A 26,282-nucleotide genomic window follows, 5' to 3' on the forward strand; every position below is an offset into this window, starting at 1 on the left:
CCGATCAGCCCGTCAGCGCTGCCTTCACCGCCGCGCTGACCACACCCATGTCGGCCTTGCCCGCCAGGCGCTGCTTGACCACGCCCATCACCTTGCCCATGTCACCAGGACCGCCGGCGCCCAACTCGCTGACGATGCGCTTGACCTCGGCGGCGATCTCCTCGGCCGACAGGCGTGCCGGCAGGTAGGCTTCGAGCACTTTCAACTCGGCGCTTTCCTGGTCCACCAGGTCCTGGCGGCCGGCCTGGCTGAAGGCGGTGATGCTGTCCCGGCGCTGCTTGATCAGCTTGTCGACGATGGCGATCACCGCTGCATCATCCAGCGTGATGCGCTCATCGACTTCCCTTTGCTTCATCGCCGCCTGCAGCAGGCGGATGGTGCCCAGACGCTCGGAGTCCCTGGCGCGCATGGCGGCTTTCATGTCTTCGGTGATCTGCTCTTTCAGGCTCATGGTGTTCTCCAGAAACGACAAAAGCTCGCTGAGCGTCCCCGGCGAGCCTTTGGAATGGGGGAAACGGCAATCACTGCGGTTTCCCGAGCCGAAACTCAGTAGAGCTTCTTGGGCAGCTGCTGGCTGCGCACGCGCTTGTGGTGGCGCTTGACGGCAGCGGCCTTCTTGCGCTTGCGCTCGGCGGTGGGCTTCTCGTAGAACTCGCGTGCGCGCAGTTCGGTCAGCAGGCCCAGCTTCTCGATGGTGCGCCGGAAGCGGCGCAGCGCCACGTCGAACGGCTCGTTTTCTTTGACTCGGATCGTCGTCATTCAGTTTCCATGTATACGCGGCCAGCGGGTGATGCGGTGAATCCGGGGTAGATCAGGCCCCGTCCACGCGGTGGTTCATCGCCATGCGCCGCAAGTGTTGCCCCGCGCATTGAACTAGTATGGCCGGCGGGGCGTTTGCCAGCAAAGCCTGCCATTATAGGCTTTCCTGAGCAGTCGGCAAGCTGCGGTGACGCATACCCAAGGCTGCCGCGCAGGCGTGGGCGCTGGCCCAGGCCCACTGGAAGTTGTAGCCGCCCAGCCAGCCCGTCACGTCCACCACCTCGCCGATGAAGTACAGCCCGGGCCGGGTCCTGGCCTCCATGGTCTGCGACGACAGCCCGCGCGTGTCGACGCCGCCCACGGTGACCTCGGCCTTGCGGTAGCCTTCGGTGCCGGTGGGCGTCAGCGCCCAGCGCTGCAGGCACTCCGCCAGCCGCTGCAAGGCCTTGTCCGATGCTTCGTTGATCGGGCGTTGCCAGGCCGCGTCCTGCGCCACCCAGGCCTCGGCCAGCCGCTGTGGCAGCCAGGCCGCCAGTTCGCGCGCGATCAGCCGGCGCGAGCGCGCCTTGGCCGCCAGCAGCTCGGCCGCCAGATCCACGTCCGGCGCCAGGTCGATCAGGATCGGCGTGCCGGGCCGCCAGTAGCTGGAAATCTGCAGCACCGCCGGCCCCGACAGGCCGCGGTGGGTGAACAGCAGGTCCTCATGGAAGTCCACGCGCCGCGGCTTGTCACCGATGGTGATGCGCACCGGCAGCGACAGCCCGGCCAGCTGGGCATAGGGCGCCCAGGCCGCGCCATCGAAGGTCAGCGGCACCAGGCCCGGCCGCGTGTCGGTCAGCTTGAGGCCGAACTGGCGCGCCAGCTCGAAGCCGAGACCGCTGGCGCCGATCTTCGGGATCGACAGGCCGCCGGTGGCCACCACCAGTGCGGGCGTTTCGACCAGGCCGCGCTCGGTCGTGATCCGGTAGGACGCTGACGACTGTGCCGGGTCGTCGTCGGCGGCGGTGCCATACTCCACCCGCTGCACGCGGCACGGCTGCCAGCGTTCCACTAGGCCGCCGGCGCTTTGGGCGGCGTCGCATTCGGCCAGCAGCAGGCCGATCAGGTCATCGGCGGAGCGGTCACAGAACAGCTGGCCCTTGTGCTTCTCGTGGTAGCCGATGCCATGCCGGTCCAGCAGGGCCGTGAAATCCGCCGGCGTGAAGCGCGCCAGCGCCGAGCGGCAGAAGGCCGGGTTGCGGCCGATGAAGTGCTTGTGTGGCGCGGCCGGATCGAGTTCGCGGTTGGTGAAGTTGGCCCGTCCGCCACCGGAGATGCGCACTTTCTCGGCCACGCGATCGAAATGGTCGATCAGCAGCACGCGCAGGCCGTGTTGCCCGGCCTGCGCGGCGCAGAACAGGCCGGCGGCGCCGGCGCCGAGGATGATCGCGTCGAAGCGCCGCACGGCGCTGTCCGGGCCCTGGTTGATGTGGGTCTGGCGCGTTTTCAGGCGACGTCGGCCAGCATCGGCTGCGCATGCATCGCCGCGACGCCGCGCACCACGTCGCCGACCACCATCACGGCCGGGCTGCCGATACCGCAGGCGGCCAGGCTGTCGCGCAGATCCGCCAGGCAGGTGATGCACTGGCGCTGCGCCGGCAAGGTGGCGCGCTGGATCACCGCCACCGGGGTTTCGCCCGGCAGCGCCGCCAGCAGGCCAGCCTGGATGCGTGCCGCGCTGCTGATGCCCATGTAGATCACCAGCGTCAGCCGCAGCTCGCGCGCCGCCTCGCCCAGGCGCACCCAGTCGACGCCGGGGCCGTCCTTCTGCGGATGGCCGGTGACGAACACCACGCCCTGCGCGTACTCGCGGTGCGTCAGCGGCGCGCCCAGGCTGGTGATGCCGGCCAGGCCGGCGGTGATGCCGCTGATGACGACCGGTTCGATGCCGATGCGGCGCAGGCTCTCGACTTCCTCGCCGCCGCGGCCGAAGATGAACGGATCGCCACCCTTGAGCCGCACCACGTTCTCGCCGGCGCGCGCGGCGTCCAGCATCAGCTGCTCGATGGTCGACTGCGGCGTGCTCTTGCAGCCGCCGCGCTTGCCGACGTAGATGATGCGTGCGCCCGGCCGGGCGTGGCTCAGCACGCCTTCGCCGACCAGGTCGTCGACCAGGATCACGCTGGCCGACTGGATCGCGCGCACCGCCTTGATGGTGAGCAATTCGGGGTCGCCGGGCCCGGCACCGACCAAGGTGACCTGTCCCTGCTTGCGGATGGAGGTGTTCATGCGGCTAACCGCTGCGAGCGGATCGCAGCGCCTTCGGCTTCCATGCTGCGGCAGGCCTGCACGATGTGCCGGACCTGCCGCGCGATCGGCTCGGGAACGGGACTCGTGCCCGCCATCACGGCCTCGATGTATTCGTGGGTGCTGCGGGCGTCGATGGCGGTCGGCAGCGCGGGCAGGGCGCCCAGGGGGCCGGACTGCGCTTCCTGCACGCAGCGCGTGCGACCGTGCATGAACAGCTCCATGCGCGGGGTGCGCCGCGCATCGGCCACCGGCTCGCCCTCGGTGCCGCGCAGCAACAGCGCCGCCGTGCCCATCGACTGGAAGGTGGCGGCCATCGACGCCGCGTATTCGGGGTGCGTGTAGCTGCCCACCACCAGGGCCGGGCCGGCCACCGGGTTCATCAGCTTGACCAGGCTGTGCGCCGGGTTGCGCAGCCCGATGGCGCGGCGCACCTCGAGCAGGCGCGCAAGGCCCGGGTGCAGGCTCTCGGTGCGGACGAAGTGCACGCTGCCGCACGGGATCGACTGGCTGGCCGGCTGCGGCAGCTGGCCAGCTTCGGCCAGCACCTGCTGGGTGCTGACGCGGCGGTCCTCTGTGGCGCAGCCGTGGATCAGCACCGGCAGGCCTTCGCGCGCCAGCAGCCGCGCCAGCAGGGGCGTCAGCACCGGCAGCTTGCGGGCGCCGTTGTAGCTCGGCAGCACGACCACCGGGCGCGGGCTGGCCGGCAGCTTGGTGATGCGGGCGTCCAGCGCGTCGAGGAACCCGGCCATTTCCTCCGTGGTCTCGCCCTTGATGCGCATGGCGACGCAAAAGGCGCCGATCTCCAGGTCGGTGCAGGCGCCGTCGAGGACTTGCCCCAGCAGGTCGCACGCGGCGGTGCGTGACAACGCGCGCGCGCCATCGGCACCGCGGCCAATGTCCTTGATGTACTGGCTGATGGCCATGGGCTGGATTGTGTTGGGGGTTGGGCCGAGCTCAATTGACAGGCGTCAAGAATAAACCAGTTGACGGGGGATTGGACGTGTGTGGCAGCGTCCAGGCCGCTCGGTCGCCTCCTTGCAACGGATCGGGCGGTGCGGATTCGACGCGGGTCGACCGAAGCCGATGGTGGGCGGCTTGGCATGTTCGACGCCGAGCCGCGCCGTCGGGCGCGCGGCCGGGTGTCCTTGGCTGGCCGGCGCAGCGCTCAGGCGCCGTTCAGGGTGAACGGCGCGTTGCTGAACAGCTGCACGCCGTGCAGCAGGGCATCCTCGTCGAAATCGAACATCGGATGGTGGTGCGGATGGCAGATGCCCTTGGCGGCGCTGCGCGCGCCGATCAGGGCGTAGGCGCCGGGAGCGTGCTGGAGGAAGGCGCCGAAATCCTCGCTGTTCGGCATCGGATTCATCTCGCGCACCTGCAGCGCCGGCATGTCGCGCTCGATCATGTGGCGTAGCGCACCGGCCACGCCCGCGTCGTTGACGACCGGAGCGTAGCCGAGCACGTAGTCCAGCTCGCAGCGGGCGCCGTGGGCGCCGGCCACGCCATCGGCGATGCGGCGGATCAGCTCGGGTGCCCGCCGGCGCACGGCATCCGAGAAGCAGCGCACCGAGCCGCCCAGTTCGGCGCCGTCCGGAATCACGTTGAAGGCTTCGCCGGCGTGGAAGCGCGTCACCGAGATGATCAGCGCGTCGTGCGCGTCGGTGTTGCGCGCGACGATGGCCTGCAGGTTGGCGACGATCTGCGCGCCGACGAACACCGGGTCGATGCAGCGGTCCGGATTGGCCGCGTGGCCGCCCTTGCCGAGCACGCGCAGCACGAAGCGGTCCGAGCTGGCGAAGGCGGGGCCGTCGCGCACCACGATGCCGCCGGTGTCCTGGGTTGATATGACGTGGGCGGCGATGATGCGGTCGACGCCGTTCATCACGCCGGCCTCGACCATCTCGGCGGCGCCGCCGGGGTGCTGCTCCTCGGCGTGCTGGAAGAAGAAGCGCACCTCGCCAGGCAACTCGTTGCGCAGCGCCGACAGCAGGTGCACGCTGCCCAGCAGCATCGCCGCATGGCCGTCATGGCCGCAGGCGTGCATCACGCCGGGCACCTGCGAGCGGTAGTCGCAGTGCTTGCCGTCCTGGATCGGCAGGGCGTCGATGTCGGCCCGGATGGCCAGCGTAGGGCCCGGTCGGCCGCCGCGCAGGCGGGCGACGATGCTGGTATCGGTAGGCCGCTCGATCTCCAGGCAGTCGACCTGGGCGAGCTCGGCCAGCAGGAACCTGACCGTCTCCCGCTCCTGGAACGACAGCTCCGGCTGCCGGTGCATGGTGCGGCGCCAGCCCACCACGCGCGGGTGCTGGGTGCGCGCCAGCGCCTCGATTCGCTGCGCCAGCGGGTGGGGGTCGCCGGCCATCACTCGGCCTCGATCTTGCGCGACTGGGCGATGCGGCGCACGCGCTCGCCGGCCTGCGCGATCATCTGGCCGAAGGCTTCCGGCGTGTTGCCGACGGTCTGCGCGTTCAGGTCCTTCAGCCTGGCCTGCGTGGCCGGATCCTTGAGCGCGGCGACAGCGGCGGCGTTGAGCTTGCTGACGATCTCGGCTGGCGTTCCGGCCGGCGCAACCAGGCCGAACCAGGTGATGGCCAGTTCATTCAGCTCCGGGTAGCCCAGTTCCTTCAGCGTGGGCACCTGCGGCAGTTCGGGCAGGCGCGCGTTGGCGCCCACGAACAGCGGCGTCAGCTTGCCGGCCTTGATGTGCGATGCCGACGACGGGTACTGGTCGCTCAGTACCTGGGTCTCGCCGCTCAGCGCGCTGGTGATGGCCGGGCCCATACCCTTGTAGGGGATGTGGCGCAGCTGGATCTTCAGGTCCTCGTTCATGGCCTCGATGACCAGGTGCCCGATCGAGCCGATGCCAGGAGAGCCGGCGTTGTAGTGGTCCGGCTGCTTGCGCACCTCGGCCAGGAAGCCGTCGAAGTTCTTGACCGGAAAACCGGCGCCCGCGGACACCACGGTGGGGATGACGACCAGGGCCGTGATCGGTGCGAAGTCCTTGGCCGGGTCCATCTTGTAGGACTTCAGCAGCACCGGGTTCACCGCCAGCGTGCTCACGGTGCCCATGCCGATGGTGTAGCCGTCGGGCTTGGCCTTGGCCACTGCCTGCGCGCCGATCATGCCGCCGGCGCCGGCCTTGTTGTCGACCACCACGCTCTGGCCGATCGAGCGCATCTTGTCGGCCACGATGCGGGCCACGATGTCGGTGGCGCCGCCGGCGGCGAACGGCACCACCAGGGTGATGGGGCGGGTCGGATAGTTGGCCTGCGCGACGGCGGTGAAGGATGTCGCGGCGGCGGCCAGCGCGAGCATGCAGCGGGCGAAGCGGCGGCGGGACGGGAAGGCGGGTGTCTGGGTCATGCTGGTGTCTCCTGCGTGATGAAGCGATGTGAACGCGTGCCGGGCATTGTTCGGGAATCGCACCTTGAAACACAAATAGAAAATACGGAGTGATATAAGCAAGACAAATAGCTTGCTGCCGATGCCACCGTGAGCTCACCGCTGCCGCCGCCGCACGTGCTGTACGCCCGCCTGGCGGCCCGGGCCCGCCTGCGGCATCTGCAGTTGCTGGTAGCGGTGGCCGAGGAGGGCAGCCTCGTGCGCGCCGCCGAGGCGGTGGGCATGAGCCAGCCCGCCGCCACGCAGGCCATGGCCGAGCTTGAGCGCCTGCTCGGCATGGGCTTGTTCGAGCGGCATGCGCGCGGCATGCGCGCCACGGCGGTGACCGCCTCGGTGCTGCCGCTGGTGCGCAATATCCTGCAGGCGGTGCAGTCCACGGCCGAAACCATGGCGGCGGTGCGTGACGGCGCCAGCGGACTGCTGCGGGTCGGCACGCTGCCGGCCGTGGCGGCCCTGCTGGCGCGCCAGCTGACGCGGCTGCTGCAGCGCCAGCCGCAATGGCGCGTCGAGGTGGTGGAGGAAACCGGCGAACAACTGCTGCAGCACCTGCTCGGTGGCCGCCTGGACCTGGCCCTGCTGCGCCAGCCGCGCGCGGTACCGGCGCGCATCCGCTTCGAGGCGCTGCTGCAGGATGAGGCGGTGGTGCTGTGCGGCGTGCGCCACCCGCTCACCCGCAAGTCGCGGCTGGCGTTGGCCGATCTGGCGGCTTGCCCCTGGCTGCTGCCGCCTGTCGGCATCGAGGCCCGGCAGGCACTCGACCAGCTGTTTGCTGCGTCGATGACGCCGATGCGGGTTCATCCGATCTCGACGTCATCGCAGTCGGTGCTGGTCGAGGTGCTGGCCGACCAGCAGACGCTGGTGCTGGCGCCGGCCAGCCTGGCGCGCTTCATCTGTGACTGGGGACTCGGCGTGCGCCTCGACACCACGCTGCAGGTACCCTTGCCGGCCATCGGCGTCGCATGGGTGGCCGATGCCTCGCCGGTGCCCGTCGGCGACGCGCTGATCGAGCTGCTGCGTGGTGCGGAAGCGGGGCCTTGAAGCGCCGCGTCCATGATGCCGGCGCTCAGGCCTGATCCATCCCGTTGGCGCGCTTGATGTCGCTGGTCTGCGGCGAGGCCATGAAGGCCAGCAAGGCCGCCACCGCGTCAGCTTGCTGCGAGGCTGTCGCGACGCCGCCGGCGAACACGGTGGTGATCTGGATCGCGTCAGGCAGCGGACCGACGACGTCGATGCCGCTCAGGTGCATCAGCTCGCTCAGTTGCTGGAAGCCGAGTGCCACCTCGCCGCTGGCGACCAGCGAGCCGACCGGGACGCCGGGCGGGGGCGTTACCAGCTTGGCGTTGACCGCGTCGGCGATGCCCCAGCGCTCGAACAGCCGGGCCAGCGCCACGCCGCTGGGTCCGGTCGAATAGCCGACGCTGCCTGCGGCCAGCACCGCCTGCCGGACGGCCGCCTCGCTGCCCAGGTCGGGGTGCGGGCTGCCGGCACGCACCGCCACGGCGACGTCCGAGCGCACGATGTCGATGCGGCTGCCTGCGCGCACGTGGCCGTCGGCCACCAGCCGGTCGAGCGCGTCGGCGCCGAGCACGACGGCGTCGAAGGCTTCACCGGTGGCGACGCGCCTGGCCGCATCGACACCGCCGACCGATTCCAGCGCCACCGCCGCGCCGGCTGGCTGCTGCGCGTACAGGGCGATCAGTTCGGTCAGCACCTTCTTGGTGGCCATGGAGGAAATCATGCGGAGCGCAGGCGCGGTCATGGGTGCTTCTTCAGGTCTTGCAACAGTGGCGGAACCGGTATCAAGCCATGATTGTGCTGGCTTGAAGGCCGCAGCGACATGAGCAGGGACGCCGGCCGATCCCGGGTGTGGCGTGAGCTGCGGTAACGACAGTAGCCCGCAGGCGCCCGGTTGTGGCAGGATACATGCTCGAACGCGTTCACCTAGCCTGGAGGAGGTCGTCATGTTGACAGTCGCGGATATCCTGTCGGCCAGAAAAGATGCCACGCTGGCCACCTTGCCGCCCACCGCCACGGTGCGCGATGCCCTGCAGATCATGTTCGATCGCCAGATCGGTTCGGTGCTGGTGGTGCAGGGCGATGCGCTGCTGGGCATCTTCACCGAGCGCGACTACGCGCGCAAGCTGGTGCTGCAGGGATTGTCGTCGGCCGACACGCTGCTGATGGACGTGATGACCGCGCGCCTGTACGTGGTCAGCCCGCGCCAGACCGTGCAGGAATGCCTGGGCATCATCACCAAGGGCCGCATGCGCCACCTGCCGGTGGTCGATGGCGGTGAACTGATCGGCCTGGTGTCGATCGGTGACCTGGTGAACGCGGAGCTGCAGGAGCAGCGCTTCATCATCGAGCAGCTGGAAAACTACATCGCCGGCAGCATGGGTTGAGCCGCCGCCGGCGCGCCGCCCGAGGCCGGCGCGGATAATGTCGAACCATGTCTGTGGTGGTTCTTGGCATCGAATCTTCCTGCGATGAAACCGGCGTCGCGCTGGTGCGCACGCGCGACGGCGGCGTGCCCGGGTTGCTGGCGCAGGCGCTGCACACCCAGGCGGCCATGCACGCCGACTACGGCGGCGTGGTGCCGGAACTGGCCAGCCGCGATCACATCCGGCGCGTGCTGCCGCTGACAGGACAGGTGCTGGAGCAGGCTGGACTGACCTCGTCGGGCATCGACGTCGTGGCCTATACGCGCGGTCCCGGCCTGGCCGGTGCGCTGCTGGTCGGCGCCGGTGTCGCATGCGCGCTCGGTGCGGCGCTGGCCAAGCCGGTGCTGGGCGTGCACCATCTGGAGGGGCATCTGCTGTCGCCGTTCCTCAGCGCCGATCCGCCCGAATTTCCCTTCGTCGCGCTGCTGGTGAGCGGCGGCCACACGCAGCTGATGCGCGTCGACGGCGTCGGCCGCTACACGCTGCTGGGCGAGACTATCGACGACGCCGCGGGCGAGGCCTTCGACAAGTCGGCCAAGCTGCTCGGGCTCGGTTATCCCGGCGGGCCGGCGCTGGCGCGGCTGGCGGAATACGGCGACGACAGCGCCTACAAGCTGCCGCGTCCCCTGCTGCACAGCGGCGACCTGGACTTCTCCTTTGCCGGCCTGAAGACCGCGGTGCTGACGCAGGCGCGCAGGCTGGAGAGCGCACCCTGCGAGCTGATGCGCGCCGACCTGGCGGCCAGCACCCAGGCCGCCATCGTCGACGTGCTGGTGAAGAAATCGCTGGCGGCGCTGGCCCGGACCGGCCTGGAGCGTCTGGTGGTGGCGGGCGGCGTCGGCGCCAATGCGCGCCTGCGCGAGCAGCTGGGCGCCGCCTGCGCGGCGCAAGGCGTGCGCGTGCATTACCCGGAATTCGACTTGTGCACCGACAACGGCGCCATGATCGCGCTGGCGGCCGCGATGCGGATCCAGGCCGGTGCCGAGGCGCCGCGCGCCGACTACGCCTTCGACGTCAAGCCGCGCTGGCCGCTGGATCAGCTGGCGACGGCTTGAGGCCGATCAAGCCGAAACCGGATCACCGGCACCTGGTATCTCGACGCCCGCACGCCGCGCGTTACCATCGCAGCTTGCCTGAGCGCGGTGCCGACCTCCTGGTCCACAACGTGGCCGGTTCCCGGTCACGCCACCAAGCGCTTCATTGCATCCTGCCGGCAACTGCGTGCCACGCCTGATCGGGCGCGGCCAAACGCGCGGTCTGGTGCCGGCCTGTCGCATTCAAGCTGTTTTCTGGAGTTTTTCCCATGACGTTCCCATCCCGCCGCGCGCTGTTGCGCGCGTCCCTGTCCTTGCTGGGCAGCCTGCCGCTGCTGGCCGGCGCACAAGGCGGCAGCAGCGCCCCGATCAAGCTGGCATTGATCGAATCGCTCAGTGGCCCGTTCGCCAACACCGGCGAGGCGGTGTTCCGCAACCTGGGCTGGGCCATCGAGCGCGTGAATGCGCGTGGTGGCGTGCCGACGGCGCAGGGGCGGCGCCTGCTGCAGCTCGAGCGCTTCGACAACAAGGGCCAGGTCGAGGAGTCGCTGTCGATGCTGCGCGCCGCCATCGACGCCGGCATCCAGTTCGTGCTGCAGGGCAACTCCTCGGCGGTGGCGGCGGCGCTGATCGACGCCATCAACAAGCACAACGAGCGTGAACCGGCGCGCCGGGTGCTGTTCCTCAACTACTCGGCGGTCGATCCGATCCTCACCAACGAGCTGTGCAGCTTCTGGCATTTCCGTTTCGACGCCCACGCCGACATGCGCATGACGGCACTGATGGAGCTGATGCGCGAGGACGCGCAACTGGGGCGCATCTACCTGATCGGCCAGGACTACAGCTTCGGCCACGCCGTGCTGCGCGAGGCCAAGCGCCAGCTTGGCCAGCAGCGGCCGGACGTGGTGATCGCGGGCGAGGAGTTGCACCCGATCGGCCGCATCAAGGACTTCCTGCCCTACGCCACCAAGATCCGCAACAGCGGCGCGCAGGCGGTGCTGACCGGCAACTGGGGCAACGACCTGACGCTGCTGATCAAGGCCGCGCGCGACGTCGGTTTCGAGGGCCGCTTCTATACCTTCTACGGCAACGCCCTGGGCGCGCCGGCGGCGATCGGCGAGGCCGGCATCGGCAAGGTGGTGGCGGTGGCCGACTGGTTGCCCAATGTGCCGACGGCCGAGAGCGCGGCGTTCTACAAGTCGTTCCGCGAGCGCTTCCCGCGCCCGCAGGACGACTACGTGCACCTGCGCATGCAGCTGCTGATCGAGGCGCTGGCACAGGCCATCGAGCGCGCCGGCGGCACCGAGCCACGCGCGGTGGCGCTGCAACTGGAGCGCGCCGACGTCACGCTGGCCGGCCAGCGCGGCCGCATGCGCGCGGCGGATCACCAGTTCCAGCAGCCGCTGGCGGTGGGCGTGATGGATCGCGTGGGAACGCCCGGCGTGGCGTTCGATGTCGAGGGCTCGGGCTACGGCTTCCGCGTGGTGCGGCAGCTCAGCGCCGACGGCGCCGCCATGCCGCACGGCTGCCGGATGGCGCGGCTGGATTGAAGCGCGCCGCAGGCGCGCGCCAAAAACGTCAGCGGCCGCCGTCGTTTGCCGGCGGCGCCGTCCTGGGGTGCAGCGCCGGCGGCATGCCCGGCTGGCCGACCTGCCGGCCGCGGAACAGCGCCGCGCGGCTCAGCAGCACGGCGGTCACCGGCACCGTGATCGACAGCAGGATGATGATTAGCCAGACGTGCAGCTGCAGGCCCTGGCTGCGCGCCGAGAAGTAGATGATTGACGCGAAGGTCACGCACCAGGATGCGCCCACGTAGGCCAGCGCCGGCGGGTGCATGCGTTGGAAGAAGTTCCGCATCCGGATCAGGCCCCAGGACGCTCCCAGCGTCAGCACGGCGCTCAGGATCAGCAGCGCCGCGACGATGATCTCGACCCAGAAGGGCAGGGTGTCGGCGCTCATCACTCGATCACTTCTCCGCGCAGCAGGAACTTGCCCATGGCGGCTGAGCTGACGAAGCCGAACAGGGCGATCAGCAGCGCGGCGGCAAAGTACACGTCGGAGGTGTAGCGGATGCCGACCACCAGCGCGATCAGCATGCCGATGATGTAGATCAGGTCCAGCGCCAGCACGCGGTCCTGCGCCGTGGGGCCGCGCAGCATGCGCCACAGCGCGATCAGGATGGCGACGCCGTAGGCACCCAGGGTGAACGTGATGACGCCGGAAAGCAGGGGGCTCATGATTCGAAGATGCGTATCAGGGGCTGTTCGTAGCGCCGCTTGAAGAAGGTGATGAACTCGGCTTCGTCGGGCACGTCCCAGACATGCAGCATCATCGCACTGCTGTCGCGCGCCAGTTCGCACCACACCGTGCCCGGCACCACGGTGGTGATCATGGTCAGCGAGGCCAGCGCGGTGGGGTCGCGCAACTCCAGCGGGATGATGACGAAAGCGCTCCTGACCGGCTGGCGCCGTTCGCGCAGCACGCCCAGGAACACGGCGATGGTCGATTCGACGACGTCGTGGCCCACCGCCAGGATCAGGCGGATCACCGTCAGCGGGTGCCGCACGCGCGGGCGCGCCGGGCGCAGCGGCGCCAGCAGCGCGGGCGCGCCGATGCCGAAGATGACCGCGAGGATGATCTGGCCGAGACCGAGCGAGCGGTTCAGCACCAGCCACATGACGATCAGCGACAGCGTCAGCAGCGGCCACGGCAGCAGGCGCTTGATCATCGGCGCAGGCCTCCTTCGCCGCTGGCGTTGGGCGAGGGCACCGGCTTGGCCGACATCACGGTGCCGATGTACTCCTTCGGATCGTGCAGGCCGCGCGCGGTGGCGTTGACGTAGCGCAGCACCGCGTCGGCCTGCCACACCAGCGCGCCGACCAGCAGCAGCAGGGCGCCGATCGGCAGCGTCTCGATGATGCGCAGGCGCGGCACCGGGCGGTCGTGCGTGGCCCAGAAGTAGCGCACGCCGGCGCGCGACATGGCGATGGTGGCCAGCAGGCCGCTGATCACCAGCAGCGCCAGCAGCACCCAGGCGGCGACCGACACGGTGGCGCTCTCGCCGAAGCCGGCCGGATTCAGCAGCGCCGACAGCATCACCACCTTGCCGACGAAGCCGGCCATCGGCGGCAGCCCGGCGATGGTGAGCGCGCAGACGATGAAGGCCAGGCCTAGAAAGGCCATCGCGGCCGGAATCGCGCGGCCGATCAGGGCCTGTTCGTCGTCGTCCAGGTTGACGTCGCGTACCGGCAGCAGGTCGACCGGAAAGGCGAACGGGTCGTCGGGTTCGATCTCGCTGACGTACAGCGGCGTTTCCTCGACCTCGCGCGTGCGGTCGACCAGTTCGACCAGCAGGAAGAACGCGCTGATCGCCAGCGTCGAGCCCAGGATGTAGTACAGCGCGCCTCCGGTGACGGCGGGCTGGCCGAAGCCGAGCGCCGCCAGCAGCGTGCCGGACGACAGGATGGCGCTGAACGCTGCCATGCGGCCCAGATGCTGGGTCGCCATGATGCCGATGGCGCCGAAGGCCAGCGTCAGCAGGCCGAGCCCGACCAGCACCGGCCCGCCGAACAGCGCCGACACGCCGGCCTCCTGCGGAAACAGCAGCGTCCACACCCGCAGGATCGCGTACACGCCCAGCTTGGTCATGACGGCAAACAGCGCCGCCACCGGCGTGCTGGCGGCCGAGTAGGCCGAGGGCAGCCAGAAGTTCAGCGGCCAGGCCGCCGCCTTGACCAGGAAGGCCACCGACAGGATGGCTGCGCCGGCGTGCAGCAGGCCGCGGTCGTTCTCGGGAATCGCCGGCACCATGATCGCCATGTCGGCCATGTTCAGCGTCCCGGTGACGCCGTACAGCATGGCGACGCCGATCAGGAACATGCTCGACGCCAGCAGGTTCATGGCGATGTAGTGCAGTCCCGAGCGCACGCGTGCCCAGCCGGAACCATGCAGCAGCAGGCCGTAGGAGGCCGTCAGCATGATCTCGAAGAACACGAACAGGTTGAACAGGTCGGCCGTCAGGAAGGCGCCGTACAGGCCCATCAGCTGCAGCTGGAACAGCGGGTGGAAATGCACGCCGGCCTTGTGCCAGCGGGCGCTGGCGTAGAGCACCGCGGTCAGGCCCAGCACGCTGCTCAGCAGCACCATCATGGCCGACAGGCGGTCGGCCACCAGCACGATGCCGTAGGGGATCGGCCAGTTGGCCGGCAGGTACACGCCCACCGCCTGCACCTCGCCGCCGTGCTGCACCCAGACCACCAGGCCGATCGCCATCACCACGCCGAGCAGGCATGACAGCACGTTGATGACGGCCTTGAGCGGCCGGCGCGTGTCGCCCAGCAGCAGCATGATGGCGGCAGTCGCCATCGGCAGCAGCACCGGCAGCACCACCAGGTGCGGCATCGCCCACTCGACCAGGCTCGTGAAGCTCACGGCCTGGCCTCCGACGAGTCGGCGTACGCGGTCGGGCGCGGCAGCAGGGCGGTGCCGTCGTCGGGCTCCTCGCCATCGACGTGGTCGGTGTCCGACAGGCCGCGCGAGGCCAGCAGCACCACCAGGAACAGCGCCGTGGTGGCGAAGCCGATCACGATCGCGGTCAGCACCAGCGCCTGCGGCAGCGGGTCGGTGTAGTTCTCCAGGTTCGGCACCAGGCCGGGCAGCACGATCGGCTCCTTGTCGAGCGACAGGCTGCCCATGGCGAAGATGAACAGGTTGACCGCGTACGACAGCATGGCCAGGCCCATCAGCACCTGGAAGGTGCGCGGGCGCAACACCAGCCAGACGCCGGAACCGCCCAGCACGCCGATGGCAATCGCCAGGATCATTTCCATGCGCCGACCTCCTTCCTGGCCGTGCTCAGCTGTGCAACCCCGGCCACGATACAGAGGGCCGCGGAGCAGGCCATGCCAGCGACAGCCGTGCCCGGACCTGCGCCGGGCACTGGCTGTGTCCCTCCTCCCGCAGGAGAGGAGGGAAGGCATGTGAGCGACTCAGGGAGGTGCCCCATGCCTAGTCCACCTCCCGCGGACCGGTGGTGGCGGTGACGGTCTTCTCCGGCGCGCGCCGGTGACCCCGCACCGACTGGTGCGCCAGCGCGGTCAGGATCAGCAGCGTGGCGCCGACCACCGTGGCGAATACGCCGGCGTCGAAGAACAGCGCGCTGGCGACGTGGATCTCGCCCAGCCAGGGCAGCGTGAAGTGCGCCGTGTGCGAGGTCAGGAACGGAAAGCCGAACCACAGGGCGCCCAGGCCGGTGCCGAGCGCCAGCAGCAGCCCGACCGCGATCCAGCGCACCACGCCGAGTTGCAGGTGCGCCTCGACCCAGTGCGTGCCGGCCACCATGTACTGGGTGATGAAGGCGATCGACAGCACCAACCCGGCGACGAAGCCGCCGCCCGGCAGGTTGTGCCCGCGCATGAAGAAATACATCGAGATCAGCGCGGCGATCGGCAGCAGCAGGCGCACCAGCACCGCCGGCACCAGGGCGTAGCCGAGCGCCGTGTCCTGCGCCGTGCGCGGGTTGATCAGGTCGCTGACCAGGTCGGGCGGCACCGCGCGCTGCTGCGGCGGCAGCTGCACCGTCTCGCGCGGCGGCCGGAAGCGGCGCAGCAGCGCGTATACCGTCAGGCCGACGATGCCCAGCACCGTGATTTCCCCCATGGTGTCGAAGCCGCGGAAATCGACCAGCATCACGTTCACCACGTTGGTGCCGCCGCCCTCGGGCAGCGCGCGGTCGATGAAGAAGGGCGAGATGCTCTGCGGCGCGGCGCGCGTCATCATGGCGTAGGCCAGCGCCGCCATGCCGAGGCCGGCGGCGATCGCCACCAGCAGATCGCGCCCGCGCCGCAGGTAGACCTTCGGCTGCAGGCGCGGCGCCTCGCGCTGCATGCGCTTGGGCAGCCAGCGCAGGCCAAGCAGGAACAGGATGGTGGTGACGACTTCCACCGTGAGCTGCGTCAGCGCCAGGTCCGGTGCCGAGAACCACAGGAACGTGAGGCTCACCGCCAGGCCGACCGCGCTGATCATGATCAGCGCCGCCAGCCGGTGGAACTTGGCCTGGTGCGCGGTGGCCAGGGCGCACACGCATCCCAGCACCCACAGCAGGGCGAACTCGAAGCTGCCCGGCACGCGCGCGCGGTCGCCGCCGCTGACGCCGCCGCGCCACAGCGCACCGCCGGCCAGCGCGATGGCCACCAGCACCGTCAGCAGCATCTGCGGCTGCAGCCGGTAGGTCGACAGCAGCGTCAGCGTGCGGCGTGCGCCGCGGTCGAGCCGGTACAGCAGGCTGTGGAACACGCGCTCGCCGTCGATGCCCTGCAGCAGCGGCACGCGGTCGATGCGCCCGCTTTCCAGCCCGCGGTGCAGCAGCAGGAACAGCGTGATGCCGCCGATCAGCGCGATCGTGCTCATGATCAGCGGCTTGTTGAAGCCGTGCCACACGGCCAGGCTGAAATACGGCATGGTGCCGCCCACCACCGGCCGCGCCGCCAGGTCGAGCGCCGGGCCGATCGACCACTGCGGCAGCATGCCGACCACCAGGCACAGCAGCACCAGGATCTCGATCGGCACGCGCATCCAGCGCACTGGCTCTTTCGGTTCCAGCGGCAGATCGTGCGCCGGCGGCCCGAAGAACACGTCGACCGAAAAGCGCAGCGAGTACACGACACCGAAGATGCCGGCCACGGTGGCGGCGATCGGCAGGCCGATGTCGAGCCAGGGCATCGCGCTCAGGTCGACGGTTTCGGCGAAGAACATCTCCTTCGACAGGAAGCCGTTCAGCAGCGGCACGCCCGCCATCGCCGCGCTGGCGACGAAGGCCAGCGTGCCGGTGATCGGCATCGCCTTGCGCAGGCCCGACAGCCGGCGCACGTCGCGCGTTCCGGTCTCGTGGTCGATGACGCCGGCGGCCATGAACAGCGAGGCCTTGAAGGTCGCGTGGTTCATGATGTGGAACACCGCCGCCACCGCCGCCAGGTCGCGGTTCAACCCCAGCAGCAGGGTGATCAGGCCCAGGTGGCTGATGGTCGAGTACGCCAGCAACCCCTTCAGGTCGGTCTGGAACATGGCGATGTAGGCGCCCAGCACCAGCGTGATGACGCCGGCGCCGGTGACGATCCAGAACCATTCCGGCGTGCCCGACAGCGCCGGCCACAGCCGCGCCAGCAGGAACACGCCGGCCTTCACCATGGTGGCCGAGTGCAGGTAGGCCGACACCGGCGTCGGCGCCGCCATCGCGCGCGGCAGCCAGACGTGGAACGGGAACTGCGCGCTCTTGGTCAGCGCGCCCAGCAGCACCAGCACCAGCATGATCGTGTACAGCTCGTGCGCGCGGATGCGCTCGCCGGCGGCCAGCACCGCGTCGAGGTCGTAGCTGCCGACGATGTGCCCCAGCATCAGCACGCCGGCCAGCAGGGCCAGCCCGCCGGCGGCCGTGATTGTGAGCGCCAAGCGGGCGCCGCGCCGCGCGTCCTTGCGGTGGTGCCAGTAGCCGATCAGCAGGAACGAGAACAGGCTGGTCAGTTCCCAGAAGAAGGCGATCTGCACCAGGTTGCCCGACAGCACCACGCCCAGCATGGCACCCATGAAGGCCAGGAAGAACGAGAAGAAGCGCGGCACCGGGTCGTTCTTCGACATGTAGTAGCGCGCGTAGATGGCGACCAAGGTGCCGATGCCGGTCACCAGCATGGCGAACATCCAGGCGAAGCCGTCCATGCGCACCACCAGGTTGATGCCGGCCGAGGGAATCCAGCGGTATTCCTCGCGCAGCACCGCGTCGGCCTGCAATTGCGGAAACAGCCACGCCACCCAGACCGCGGCGGCGGTCGATACCAGCGCTGCCCACACCGCCGCCGCCGTGCGGGCGTGCGTCGGCATCAGGGCAGCGACCAGGCTCCCGGCGAAAGGCAGCAGCAGCAGATAGACCAGATCCATCTGGTGGGAAACAGGCGAGAACAGCAGGCTGATCAGGACGTCGCCGGAATCGGCGGCGGAAACGACCGTTCAACAACGGGCGGCAAGCCATGCCGCCGCCGGTTGGGACGAAGATTCATGATAACAGTCACGGAGCGTGTCCACGCGGCGAAGTTCATGCCGGATGTGCTCGTGAAATGTGAGCGTCGACCTGCGCGTTCGCGCACTGGCCGGGCACTGGTTCGATGCAGGGCGAGGCCGGTCTGGCGGCCTCTTGATCCTTGCCGCGCTGGCCACGGGTGCGCGCCGATGACCCGGTTTCGTGTGGTTGCGTGATTGATTCGGCAAACCTTAATGACTTCTTGACATAAACACCTGCGACAGGGTTATAATGGCGGGCTGTCGGGTGCTTGCATCCGGCCATCTTCCGCCTCTATCGCAGGCTGCCTCATTGTGAGGGGGGTACTGCGGGGAGGCGGACTTTCGTTTCCGCGCGGATTCAGGCCTTCGGGCAGGGTTCCGGTCAGCGGTTTCCGTGGCGGGCGCCGGTGGTATCGGTGCGCGTCCTGTTGGCCACCTTGATCGTGGAGATGTGTCATGCGCGTTCTTCCTCACGCTGATTCCCCCAGCCCCGCCATTGCCTCGCGCGCCTCGCTGCGCGCCACCAAGCCGATGCCGCGCCAGGCGCCGGGCCTGCACCTGATCGGCGACCTCTATGGTTGCCGTGGCGATGAGCGCCTGATGGTCGATGCCGCCCATCTGGAAGCCTTCTGCAAACAGGCCGTGGCGGATGCCGGCCTGACCACTGTCGGCAGCCTGTTCCACAGCTTCGGCGAGGGCGAGGGCGTGACCGGCGCCGTGGTGCTGGCCGAGTCGCACCTGGCCCTGCACACCTGGCCGGAGGACGACTACGTGACGCTCGACGTCTACGTGTGCAGCTACAGCTGCGACAACTCCGAAAAGGCCGAGCGTCTGTTCGAGACGCTGATGCAGGCGTTCCAGCCGGTCGATCCGCACCTGCACCGCGTCGTGCGCGCATGAGCGCGCCGGCACCGACGCCCCCGCCGGACGGCGGGGCGGCCGAGTTCGCCGTCGAGCAGCTGTCGTCCGACTTCGGCTTCTACGTGCGCACCACCGGCCTGCTGGCCGAGCGCCGTTCGGCCGAGCAGCACATCGAGATCGTGCAGACACCGCGCTTCGGCCGCGCCATGCGCATCGACGGCTGCTTCATGACCTCGGAGCGCGACGAGTTCTTCTACCACGAGCCGATGATCCACCTGCCCGCCATCACGCACGGCGAGGTGCGGCAGGCGTTGATCGTCGGTGGTGGCGATGGCGGTTCGGCGCACAACCTGCTGCGCTATCCCGGCATGCAGCGCGTGGTGCTGGCCGAACTCGACCGCGAGGTCATCGACATGGCGCGCGAGTGGCTGCCGGCGGTGCATCGCGGCGCCTTCGACGACCCGCGCCTGGACATTCGCCTCGGCGATGGCCGCGCCTTCATCGAGGGCTGCGAAGCCGAGTTCGACCAGATCGTGCTCGACCTGACCGACCCTTTCGGCCCCGCCGTGGCCCTGTACACGCGCGAGTTCTATCAGGCCTGCCGGCGCGCGCTGCGACCCGGCGGGGTGGTGTCACTGCACATCCAGTCGCCGATCCACCGCGCGGCCAGCATGGCGCGCATCGTGGCGACGCTGCGCAGCGTGTTCGGCATGGTGCGGCCGTACCTGCAGTACGTGCCCTTGTACGGCACCTGGTGGGGCATGGCGATGGCATCCGACCAGGCCGATCCGCTGGCGCTGCCGGCGGCCGAGGTGGACGCACGGCTGACGCGCCACGCCATCGGTGACCTCAAGCTCTACAGCGGCGCCATGCACCATGCGCTGCTGAGCCTGCCACCCTTCGTGCAGCGGCTGCTGGCGCAGCCGGCCGACATCATCGTCGACGGTGACAGCCTGGACGAGATCGCCCAGGAGGGTGAGGCGCCACAGCTGAAGATCGCCTGAGCGACTGATCGACCAGCTCTTGCCGCGGTGCGCGGCGGTGGTGCGCCCTTGAGCTGACCGTCAGCGCGTGTAGCCGAGACACGCGCCCGCGTTCGGCCGGCCCTTGCATTCGCGTCGCAAGCGCGCTTCCTCGCGTCGCTGGCGCTGCGCCTCGCTGTCGCCGTTGGCGTAGGTCACCTTGGGACCCGCCGGCTTGACCCGTTTCGCGCCGGCTCTGGTGCTCGGTTTGCTGCCTGGCTTGGAGGCGGGCCCGGCGTCGGCGGTCGGCGCCATGGTCAGCAGCCCGAGCCCGCAGGCGAATGCGGTGAGCAGACGATGAAGCGTGCGCATGTCGACCTCCCTGATGAGCCTGCCGGTACCAGTGCATCAGGTGCACCAGGCCAGCACGCGCCTTGTTCTATGCGATGCTTGCGACTTCAGTGATGGGCATTAGATGGGGCGGCAGACCATGCGTCAAGCCATTTTGAGTCTGGAAGAGTCGAAGATCCGCGAAGTCGCCAACGCCGGCATGGGGCGCAGCGATGTGTTGCCGTTCTGGTTCGGCGAAAGCGATGAGGTGACGCCCGAGTCGGTGCGGGCGGCCGGCATCGCATCGCTGCAGGCGGGCGAAACCTTCTATGCGCACAACCTCGGCCTGCCCGAGCTGCGCGCCGCCGTGGCCAGCTACACCAGCCGCCTGCACGGCGACGTGCTGGCCGAGCGGATCGGCATCACCTCGGGCGGCGTCAACGCGCTGATCGTCGCCATGCAGGCGCTGATCGACGCCGGCGACCGCGTCGTCGTCGTCACGCCCGTCTGGCCGAACCTGACCGCGCAGCCGCGCATCCTGGGCGCCGACCTGCACTGTGAGGCGCTCGAGCCTGACGCCGATGGCGCCTGGCAGCTCGATCTGCCGCGCCTGCTGGCCGCGATCACACGCGGCACGAAACTGCTGGTGCTCAATTCACCCAACAACCCGACCGGCTGGACGCTCTCGAAAGCAGAGCAGGAAAGCATCCTGACGCGCTGCCGCGAGACCGGTACCTGGATTCTTTCGGATGAGGTCTACGAGCGCCTGTACTACCGTGGCGATACGGCGAGCGGCGCGGCGCCCAGCTTTCTCGACATCGCCGAGCCGGAAGACCGGCTGGTGGTGGTGCAGAGCTTTTCCAAGGCCTTCCTGATGACCGGCTGGCGGCTCGGCTACCTCGTCATGCCGCCCGACATGACGCCGCAGGTGGGCAAGCTGCTGGAATTCAACACCTCCTGCGCGCCCGTGTTCGTGCAGCGCGGCGGGCTGGCTGCGCTGGCGCAGACCGAGTCGATCACGCCACGCGTCGTCACGCACCTGCGGCGCTGCCGAGACACCCTGGTGCCGCTGCTGCAGGCGCACTCTGGTGTGCACACCAGCGCCGCACCCGGCGGCATGTATGCCTTCCTGCGCATCGACGGCCACGGCGACTCGCTGCAACTGGCCAAGCGGCTGGTGGTCGAAGCCGGCCTGGGTCTGGCGCCGGGCATCGCCTTCGCACCCGAGTCCGAACGCTGGCTGCGCTGGTGCTTCGCGTCGAAGGACGTGGCGCGGCTGGGGCAGGGCGTGGAACGCCTGGCCAACTGGCTGGCGCGTCACGGCTAGTGCCGCATCGGCCGCGCTTCAGGGCGCTCGGATCGGGTCGAGCTGGTTGGCGTGGCCGAGACAGGTGATCGAGGCACGCCGCCAGGCTATAATTCCAAGGCTTTGCCTATTGCAAGGCGCACGTGGCGTGCAGTTCCGGCGCGCCACGCAAGTCAAACCATATGGAACGAGGATTGAAAACATGATCTCGAAAGAGAACAAGGCCGTTGTCGTCAAGGACAACGCACGCGCCGCCAATGACACCGGCAGCCCGGAAGTCCAGGTTGCGCTGCTGACCGCTCGCATCAACGAGCTGACGCCGCATTTCAAGGACCACGCCAAGGACCACCATGGCCGTCGCGGCCTGCTGCGCATGGTCAGCCGCCGCCGCAAGCTGCTGGATTACCTCAAGGGCAAGGATGCCGAGCGCTACGTTGCCCTGATCCAGAAACTGGGCCTGCGCAAGTAAGCGCATGTCCACCGCGAACGCCTGACGCCTGTTCCCAGGGCTCAGGCGTTTTTGTCGTTTTCCCATCCGGAGCAGGGTTTCAGAAGCTGAAGCTGTGTCATTCCATCAGGTGCTGACGGGCAGCCGCGGCGGTTCATGGAATGGCATCGTGTTCTGAGTCCTGTCCGGCCTTCAGGCAGGACTGTCCTGCCGATGCAGCTATCAAGACAGGAGTTAGCATGAGCATGTTCAACAAGGTCACCAAGACATTCCAGTGGGGCGACAGGACCGTCGTCATGGAAACCGGTGAGTTCGCCCGCCAGGCCGCCGGCGCCGTGCTGGTGGAGATCGACGGCACCGTGGTGCTGGCGACCGTGGCGGCGAGCAAGCAGGCCAAGCCGGGCCAGGACTTCTTCCCGCTGACCGTGGACTACATCGAGAAGGCCTACGCCGCCGGCAAGATCCCGGGCAGCTTCTTCAAGCGCGAGGCCAAGCCGAGCGAGCTCGAGACGCTGACCAGCCGCCTGATCGACCGCCCGATCCGCCCGCTGTTCCCGGACGGCTTCTTCAACGAAGTGCACGTGGTCATCCACACGCTGTCGCTGAACCCCGAGGTCGACGCCGACATCGCCGCCATGCTGGGCGTGAGCGCCGCGCTGTCGATCAGCGGCATCCCGTTCAACGGCCCGATCGGCGCCGCGCGCGTGGGCTACATCAACGGCGAGTACGTGCTCAACCCGGCCCGGTCGGCGCGTGCCAACAGCAAGCTCGACCTGGTGGTGGCTGGCACCGAATCGGCCGTGCTGATGGTCGAGTCCGAGGCCGACCAGCTGAGCGAGGACGTGATGCTGGGTGGCGTGGTGTTCGGCCACGAGCAGGGCCGGATCGCCATCGAGGCCATCCATGAGCTGGTGCGCGAGGCCGGCAAGCCGCTGTGGACCGAGAGCGGCAGCTGGGCGCCCGAGGCCAAGGACGAGGACTTCATCGCCAAGGTCAATGCCGCCGCCGAGGACAAGCTGCGCGCCGCCTACCAGATCCGCAGCAAGCAGGCCCGCACGCAGGCGCTGCGCGAGGCGTCGGCCGCGGTCAAGGCCGAGCTGACCGCACAGGGCGTCGAGTTCGATGCCGTCAAGCTCGACAACCTGCTGTTCGAGGTCGAGGCGCGCATCGTGCGCGACCAGATCCTGGCCGGCGAACCGCGCATCGACGGCCGCGACACGCGCACTGTGCGCCCGATCGAGATCCGCAACAGCGTGCTGCCGCGCACCCACGGCTCGGCGCTGTTCACGCGCGGCGAGACGCAGGCGCTGGTGGTGACGACGCTGGGCACCGAGCGCGACGCGCAGCGCATCGACGCGCTGGCCGGCGAGTTCGAGGACTACTTCCTGTTCCACTACAACATGCCGCCGTTTGCCACCGGCGAGGCGGGCCGCATGGGCTCGACCAAGCGACGCGAGATCGGCCACGGCCGCCTCGCCAAGCGCGCGCTGGTGCCGCTGCTGCCGGATCGCGCCGAGTTCCCCTACACCATCCGCGTGGTGTCGGAGATCACCGAATCCAACGGCTCCTCGTCGATGGCCTCGGTGTGCGGCGGCTGCCTGTCGCTGATGGACGCCGGCGTGCCGATGAAGGCGCACGTCGCGGGCATCGCCATGGGCCTGATCAAGGAAGGCAACCGCTTTGCCGTGCTGACCGACATCCTGGGCGACGAGGACCACCTGGGCGACATGGACTTCAAGGTGGCCGGCACCACCAACGGCATCACCGCGCTGCAGATGGACATCAAGATCCAGGGCATCACCAAGGAGATCATGCAGGTTGCGCTGGCGCAGGCCAAGGAAGCGCGCATGCACATCCTGGGCAAGATGCAGGAAGCCATGGGCGAAGCACGCGCCGAGATCAGCTCGTGGGCGCCCAAGCTCTACACCATGAAGATCAACCCGGAGAAGATCCGCGACGTGATCGGCAAGGGCGGCGCCACCATCCGCCAGCTGACGGAAGAGACCGGCACCACCATCGACATCGCCGAGGACGGCACCATCACCATCGCCAGCAACGACGCCGCCAAGGCCGACGACGCCAAGCGCCGCATCGAGGCCATCACGGCCGAGGCCGAGGTGGGCCAGGTCTACGAAGGCCCGATCACCAAGCTGCTGGAGTTCGGCGCGCTGGTCAACATCCTGCCCGGCAAGGACGGCCTGCTGCACATCAGCCAGATCGCGCACGAGCGCGTCGAGAAGGTCAGCGACTACCTGCAGGAAGGCCAGGTGGTCAAGGTCAAGGTGCTGGAGACCGACGACAAGGGCCGCATCAAGCTGTCGATGAAGGCGCTGCTGGATCGCCCGGCGCGCGATGGCAATGGCCATGGCGACGATCGCCCGCCGCGTGAGCCGCGTGGCGAGCGTGGGGATCGCGGCGACCGGGGCGACCGTTCTTCGCGCGGTGAGCGTGGAGATCGCGGTGACCGTCCGCCGCGTGGCGAGCGCGCCGATCGTGACGAGCGCGCAGCGCCGGCCGAGAGCGTCGAAGAGGCCGCCGACCGGGACGAGTGATGCGGTCGGCTCTGCTTGCGGCGGCTGACCGATCCACGTGCTTGAACGAATCACTGGTGTCGACATGAAGGCAATCGAGATCCGCGAATACGGCGCACCCGAGGTGCTGGTGCCGGTCGAGCGGCCGCTGCCGGTGGCCGGCGAGGGCGAGTTGCTGATCCGCGTCAGCGCCTCGGGCGTGAACCGCCCCGATGTACTGCAGCGCACCGGCCACTACCCGATGCCGCCGGGTGTCTCGGATCTGCCGGGGCTGGAGATTGCCGGCGTGATCGAGTCGGGCGATGCCGCGGCCATGGCGGCCGCGGGGCTGAAGCCGGGCGACCGGGTCTGCGCCCTGGTGGCCGGCGGTGGCTACGCCGAATACTGCGTCGCTCCGGTGCCGCAGTGCCTGCCAGTGCCCGACGGCTTGAGCGATGTCGAGGCGGCTTCGCTGCCGGAGACCTTCTTCACCGTCTGGAGCAACGTGTTCGACCGCGGCCGTCTGCAGGCCGGCGAAACCCTGCTGGTGCAGGGCGGCACCAGCGGCATCGGCGTGACGGCGATCCAGCTCGGCAAGGCGGCTGGCGCCACCATCATCGTGACGGCCGGCTCGGACGAGAAGTGCGCCGAGTGCCTGAAACTGGGTGCTGACCACGCGATCAACTACCGTGAAGCCGACTTCGCCGAGGAAGCGAAGAAGATCACCGGCGGCAAGGGCGTCGACGTGATCCTCGACATGGTCGCTGGCGACTATGTGAAGCGCGAGGTGGAGTGCCTGGCCGAGGACGGCCGCATCGTCATCATCGCGCTGCAAGGCGGCAGCAAGGCCGATTTCAACGCCGGCCTGGTGCTGCGCAAGCGCCTGACCATCACCGGATCGACGCTGCGCCCGCGCCCGGTGGCTTTCAAGGGCGCCATCGCCCAGGCGCTGAAGCGCAACGTGTGGCCGTGGCTGGAGCAGGGTCGCGTCAGACCGGTGATCCACAGCGTGTTCGCCGCCACCGAGGCCGGCGACGGACTGCCCAGCGGCGCCGCGCGGGCGCACGCGCTGATGGAAAGCGGGCGCCACGTCGGCAAGATCGTATTGACCTGGAACTGACCATGAGCAGAAGAAAACTCATCGCCGGCAACTGGAAGATGAACGGCAGCCTGGCCGCCAACCAGGCGCTGGTGCAGGACTTGCTGGCCGGTATCGGCCAGCCGGCTTGCGACGTCGCGGTGTGCCCGCCCGGCGCCTACCTGGGCCAGGTGCAGGCGCTGCTGGCGGGCAGCCAGGCGATTGCGCTGGGCGCGCAGAACGTGTCGCAGCACGAGAACGGCGCCTTCACCGGCGACATCTCGGCCACCATGCTGCAGGACTTCGGCGTGCGCTACGTCATCGTCGGCCACAGCGAGCGGCGCCAGCACCAGGCCGAGACCGACGTGCACGTGGCGATCAAGGTCAAGCGCGCGCTGTCGGCGGGCATCACGCCGATCGTGTGCGTCGGCGAGACGCTGCGCGAGCACGACGAGGGCATGACCGAGTTCATCGTCCGGCGCCAGCTGTCGGCGGTGATCCACCTGAACGGCGACGACGTCGGCCGCATCGTGGTGGCCTACGAGCCGGTGTGGGCCATCGGCACCGGCAAGACCGCGACGCCGGCGCAGGCCCAGGCCGTGCACGCGGTGCTGCGTGCGCAGCTGAAGGCCGCGACCAGCCAGGCCGACGACATGCGCATCCTGTATGGCGGCAGCATGAACGCGGGCAATGCCGCGGAGCTGCTGGCGCAGCCGGACATCGATGGCGGCCTGATCGGCGGTGCTGCGCTGAAGGCGGCCGATTTCCTGAAGATCGTGGCCGCCGCCCGCTGAAGGCGAGGGTGGCTGCCGG

At 69.1% G+C, this 26,282-nt stretch carries 26 protein-coding genes; 11 read left to right on the forward strand and 15 right to left on the reverse strand.

Annotated elements, in window-relative coordinates; translation table 11 throughout:
• Positions 1–4: 4 nt before the first annotated feature.
• The 7 genes from PK606_RS00190 to PK606_RS00220 form a co-directional block, all read right to left on the reverse strand.
• Entirely contained in the window at positions 5–451 is a 447-nt protein-coding gene (locus tag PK606_RS00190; protein ID WP_324559320.1) for a GatB/YqeY domain-containing protein, read from the reverse strand.
• 95 nt (positions 452–546) lie between these two features.
• The gene (gene rpsU, locus PK606_RS00195) at positions 547–759 is read right to left on the reverse strand and encodes a 30S ribosomal protein S21 (protein ID WP_324559322.1); all 213 of its coding nucleotides are present in this window, start codon (positions 757–759) and stop codon (positions 547–549) included.
• A 154-nt stretch (positions 760–913) separates the two neighbouring features.
• Complete coding sequence (locus PK606_RS00200; protein WP_324559324.1) at positions 914–2,203, reverse strand: BaiN/RdsA family NAD(P)/FAD-dependent oxidoreductase; 1,290 nt, start codon at positions 2,201–2,203, stop codon at positions 914–916.
• A gap of 41 nt (positions 2,204–2,244) precedes the next feature.
• Complete coding sequence (gene cobA / locus PK606_RS00205; protein ID WP_324559326.1) at positions 2,245–3,027, reverse strand: uroporphyrinogen-III C-methyltransferase; 783 nt, start codon at positions 3,025–3,027, stop codon at positions 2,245–2,247.
• Entirely contained in the window at positions 3,024–3,971 is a 948-nt protein-coding gene (gene ybiB, locus PK606_RS00210; protein WP_324559328.1) for a DNA-binding protein YbiB, read from the reverse strand. Before ybiB ends, cobA begins: the two co-directional genes overlap by 4 nt.
• A 242-nt stretch (positions 3,972–4,213) precedes the next feature.
• Positions 4,214–5,410 carry an amidohydrolase gene (locus PK606_RS00215; protein ID WP_324559330.1) on the reverse strand — a complete coding sequence of 399 codons (1,197 nt, stop codon included), beginning with the start codon at positions 5,408–5,410 and terminating at the stop codon, positions 4,214–4,216.
• Positions 5,410–6,411 carry a Bug family tripartite tricarboxylate transporter substrate binding protein gene (locus PK606_RS00220; protein WP_324559332.1) on the reverse strand — a complete coding sequence of 334 codons (1,002 nt, stop codon included), beginning with the start codon at positions 6,409–6,411 and terminating at the stop codon, positions 5,410–5,412. The genes PK606_RS00215 and PK606_RS00220 overlap by 1 nt, the downstream gene beginning before the upstream one ends.
• 129 nt (positions 6,412–6,540) lie before the next feature.
• On the opposite strand from PK606_RS00220, the gene PK606_RS00225 reads away from it, so the two are divergent.
• Positions 6,541–7,488, forward strand: a complete 948-nt coding sequence (locus PK606_RS00225) for a LysR family transcriptional regulator (protein ID WP_324559334.1) — start codon at positions 6,541–6,543, stop codon at positions 7,486–7,488.
• 25 nt (positions 7,489–7,513) lie between these two features.
• Here the strand turns inward: PK606_RS00225 and PK606_RS00230 are convergent, their stop codons facing one another.
• Positions 7,514–8,209, reverse strand: coding sequence for a substrate-binding domain-containing protein (locus tag PK606_RS00230; RefSeq protein ID WP_324559336.1), 696 nt, complete (start codon positions 8,207–8,209; stop codon positions 7,514–7,516).
• 202 nt (positions 8,210–8,411) lie between these two features.
• Here PK606_RS00230 and PK606_RS00235 point away from each other — a divergent pair, with 202 nt between their 5' ends.
• The 3 genes from PK606_RS00235 to PK606_RS00245 all read left to right on the forward strand — a co-directional run bounded on the left by PK606_RS00235 (position 8,412) and on the right by PK606_RS00245 (position 11,475).
• A complete protein-coding gene (locus PK606_RS00235; RefSeq protein WP_324559338.1) occupies positions 8,412–8,852 on the forward strand; it encodes a CBS domain-containing protein in 441 nt (146 codons plus the stop codon).
• Between the two features lie 47 nt (positions 8,853–8,899).
• Positions 8,900–9,946 (forward strand): tRNA (adenosine(37)-N6)-threonylcarbamoyltransferase complex transferase subunit TsaD, encoded by a 1,047-nt coding sequence (gene tsaD, locus PK606_RS00240; protein WP_324559339.1) that lies wholly within the window; start codon positions 8,900–8,902, stop codon positions 9,944–9,946.
• Positions 9,947–10,194: 248 nt separating this feature from the next.
• A complete protein-coding gene (locus PK606_RS00245) occupies positions 10,195–11,475 on the forward strand; it encodes a branched-chain amino acid ABC transporter substrate-binding protein (RefSeq protein WP_324559341.1) in 1,281 nt (426 codons plus the stop codon).
• 28 nt (positions 11,476–11,503) lie between these two features.
• Here the strand turns inward: PK606_RS00245 and PK606_RS00250 are convergent, their stop codons facing one another.
• From PK606_RS00250 to PK606_RS00275, 6 genes are all read right to left on the reverse strand, one after another.
• The gene (locus PK606_RS00250) at positions 11,504–11,884 is read right to left on the reverse strand and encodes a Na+/H+ antiporter subunit G (protein WP_324559343.1); all 381 of its coding nucleotides are present in this window, start codon (positions 11,882–11,884) and stop codon (positions 11,504–11,506) included.
• The gene (locus PK606_RS00255; protein ID WP_324559345.1) at positions 11,884–12,162 is read right to left on the reverse strand and encodes a K+/H+ antiporter subunit F; all 279 of its coding nucleotides are present in this window, start codon (positions 12,160–12,162) and stop codon (positions 11,884–11,886) included. The genes PK606_RS00250 and PK606_RS00255 overlap by 1 nt, the downstream gene beginning before the upstream one ends.
• Positions 12,159–12,653, reverse strand: coding sequence for a Na+/H+ antiporter subunit E (locus PK606_RS00260; protein ID WP_324559347.1), 495 nt, complete (start codon positions 12,651–12,653; stop codon positions 12,159–12,161). Before PK606_RS00260 ends, PK606_RS00255 begins: the two co-directional genes overlap by 4 nt.
• Positions 12,650–14,356, reverse strand: a complete 1,707-nt coding sequence (locus tag PK606_RS00265) for a monovalent cation/H+ antiporter subunit D (RefSeq protein WP_324559349.1) — start codon at positions 14,354–14,356, stop codon at positions 12,650–12,652. Before PK606_RS00265 ends, PK606_RS00260 begins: the two co-directional genes overlap by 4 nt.
• Complete coding sequence (locus PK606_RS00270) at positions 14,353–14,754, reverse strand: Na+/H+ antiporter subunit C (protein WP_324559351.1); 402 nt, start codon at positions 14,752–14,754, stop codon at positions 14,353–14,355. Before PK606_RS00270 ends, PK606_RS00265 begins: the two co-directional genes overlap by 4 nt.
• A 178-nt stretch (positions 14,755–14,932) precedes the next feature.
• Entirely contained in the window at positions 14,933–17,854 is a 2,922-nt protein-coding gene (locus tag PK606_RS00275; RefSeq protein ID WP_324559353.1) for a monovalent cation/H+ antiporter subunit A, read from the reverse strand.
• A 651-nt stretch (positions 17,855–18,505) separates the two neighbouring features.
• Here PK606_RS00275 and speD point away from each other — a divergent pair.
• Together speD and speE are read left to right on the forward strand one after the other, a co-directional pair.
• On the forward strand, positions 18,506–18,874 hold the full coding sequence (gene speD / locus PK606_RS00280) for an adenosylmethionine decarboxylase (RefSeq protein ID WP_502920764.1): 369 nt from the start codon (positions 18,506–18,508) through the stop codon (positions 18,872–18,874).
• On the forward strand, positions 18,871–19,839 hold the full coding sequence (gene speE / locus PK606_RS00285; protein WP_324559357.1) for a polyamine aminopropyltransferase: 969 nt from the start codon (positions 18,871–18,873) through the stop codon (positions 19,837–19,839). Before speD ends, speE begins: the two co-directional genes overlap by 4 nt.
• A gap of 60 nt (positions 19,840–19,899) precedes the next feature.
• On the opposite strand, the gene PK606_RS00290 is transcribed toward speE, so the two are convergent.
• The gene (locus PK606_RS00290; protein WP_324559359.1) at positions 19,900–20,169 is read right to left on the reverse strand and encodes a hypothetical protein; all 270 of its coding nucleotides are present in this window, start codon (positions 20,167–20,169) and stop codon (positions 19,900–19,902) included.
• Between the two features lie 118 nt (positions 20,170–20,287).
• Here PK606_RS00290 and PK606_RS00295 point away from each other — a divergent pair, with 118 nt between their 5' ends.
• The 5 genes from PK606_RS00295 (at position 20,288) to tpiA (ending at position 26,263) form a co-directional block, all read left to right on the forward strand.
• Complete coding sequence (locus PK606_RS00295; protein ID WP_324559361.1) at positions 20,288–21,454, forward strand: pyridoxal phosphate-dependent aminotransferase; 1,167 nt, start codon at positions 20,288–20,290, stop codon at positions 21,452–21,454.
• A 181-nt stretch (positions 21,455–21,635) separates the two neighbouring features.
• Positions 21,636–21,902: a 30S ribosomal protein S15 gene (gene rpsO / locus PK606_RS00300; RefSeq protein ID WP_324559363.1), complete on the forward strand. Its 267-nt coding sequence runs from the start codon at positions 21,636–21,638 to the stop codon at positions 21,900–21,902.
• A 218-nt stretch (positions 21,903–22,120) separates the two neighbouring features.
• Positions 22,121–24,433: a polyribonucleotide nucleotidyltransferase gene (gene pnp / locus PK606_RS00305; protein WP_324559365.1), complete on the forward strand. Its 2,313-nt coding sequence runs from the start codon at positions 22,121–22,123 to the stop codon at positions 24,431–24,433.
• Between the two features lie 64 nt (positions 24,434–24,497).
• Complete coding sequence (locus tag PK606_RS00310) at positions 24,498–25,511, forward strand: NAD(P)H-quinone oxidoreductase (protein WP_324559367.1); 1,014 nt, start codon at positions 24,498–24,500, stop codon at positions 25,509–25,511.
• A 2-nt stretch (positions 25,512–25,513) separates the two neighbouring features.
• The gene (gene tpiA, locus PK606_RS00315; RefSeq protein ID WP_324559369.1) at positions 25,514–26,263 is read left to right on the forward strand and encodes a triose-phosphate isomerase; all 750 of its coding nucleotides are present in this window, start codon (positions 25,514–25,516) and stop codon (positions 26,261–26,263) included.
• The last annotated feature ends 19 nt before the right edge of the window (positions 26,264–26,282 follow it).

This window comes from Ottowia sp. (assembly GCF_035444425.1).
GTDB lineage: Bacteria > Pseudomonadota > Gammaproteobacteria > Burkholderiales > Burkholderiaceae_C > Ottowia.

Coding starts and splice junctions, on each gene's coding strand:
- PK606_RS00190 (WP_324559320.1), bottom strand. CDS start 451: ATGAGCCTGAAAGAGCAGATCACCGAAGACATGAAAGCCGCCATGCGC.
- rpsU (WP_324559322.1), bottom strand. CDS start 759: ATGACGACGATCCGAGTCAAAGAAAACGAGCCGTTCGACGTGGCGCTG.
- cobA (WP_324559326.1), bottom strand. CDS start 3,027: ATGAACACCTCCATCCGCAAGCAGGGACAGGTCACCTTGGTCGGTGCC.
- ybiB (WP_324559328.1), bottom strand. CDS start 3,971: ATGGCCATCAGCCAGTACATCAAGGACATTGGCCGCGGTGCCGATGGC.
- PK606_RS00215 (WP_324559330.1), bottom strand. CDS start 5,410: ATGGCCGGCGACCCCCACCCGCTGGCGCAGCGAATCGAGGCGCTGGCG.
- PK606_RS00220 (WP_324559332.1), bottom strand. CDS start 6,411: ATGACCCAGACACCCGCCTTCCCGTCCCGCCGCCGCTTCGCCCGCTGC.
- PK606_RS00230 (WP_324559336.1), bottom strand. CDS start 8,209: ATGACCGCGCCTGCGCTCCGCATGATTTCCTCCATGGCCACCAAGAAG.
- PK606_RS00235 (WP_324559338.1), top strand. CDS start 8,412: ATGTTGACAGTCGCGGATATCCTGTCGGCCAGAAAAGATGCCACGCTG.
- tsaD (WP_324559339.1), top strand. CDS start 8,900: ATGTCTGTGGTGGTTCTTGGCATCGAATCTTCCTGCGATGAAACCGGC.
- PK606_RS00245 (WP_324559341.1), top strand. CDS start 10,195: ATGACGTTCCCATCCCGCCGCGCGCTGTTGCGCGCGTCCCTGTCCTTG.
- PK606_RS00250 (WP_324559343.1), bottom strand. CDS start 11,884: ATGAGCGCCGACACCCTGCCCTTCTGGGTCGAGATCATCGTCGCGGCG.
- PK606_RS00255 (WP_324559345.1), bottom strand. CDS start 12,162: ATGAGCCCCCTGCTTTCCGGCGTCATCACGTTCACCCTGGGTGCCTAC.
- PK606_RS00260 (WP_324559347.1), bottom strand. CDS start 12,653: ATGATCAAGCGCCTGCTGCCGTGGCCGCTGCTGACGCTGTCGCTGATC.
- PK606_RS00270 (WP_324559351.1), bottom strand. CDS start 14,754: ATGGAAATGATCCTGGCGATTGCCATCGGCGTGCTGGGCGGTTCCGGC.
- PK606_RS00275 (WP_324559353.1), bottom strand. CDS start 17,854: ATGGATCTGGTCTATCTGCTGCTGCTGCCTTTCGCCGGGAGCCTGGTC.
- speD (WP_502920764.1), top strand. CDS start 18,506: ATGCCGCGCCAGGCGCCGGGCCTGCACCTGATCGGCGACCTCTATGGT.
- speE (WP_324559357.1), top strand. CDS start 18,871: ATGAGCGCGCCGGCACCGACGCCCCCGCCGGACGGCGGGGCGGCCGAG.
- PK606_RS00290 (WP_324559359.1), bottom strand. CDS start 20,169: ATGCGCACGCTTCATCGTCTGCTCACCGCATTCGCCTGCGGGCTCGGG.
- PK606_RS00295 (WP_324559361.1), top strand. CDS start 20,288: ATGCGTCAAGCCATTTTGAGTCTGGAAGAGTCGAAGATCCGCGAAGTC.
- rpsO (WP_324559363.1), top strand. CDS start 21,636: ATGATCTCGAAAGAGAACAAGGCCGTTGTCGTCAAGGACAACGCACGC.
- pnp (WP_324559365.1), top strand. CDS start 22,121: ATGAGCATGTTCAACAAGGTCACCAAGACATTCCAGTGGGGCGACAGG.
- PK606_RS00310 (WP_324559367.1), top strand. CDS start 24,498: ATGAAGGCAATCGAGATCCGCGAATACGGCGCACCCGAGGTGCTGGTG.
- tpiA (WP_324559369.1), top strand. CDS start 25,514: ATGAGCAGAAGAAAACTCATCGCCGGCAACTGGAAGATGAACGGCAGC.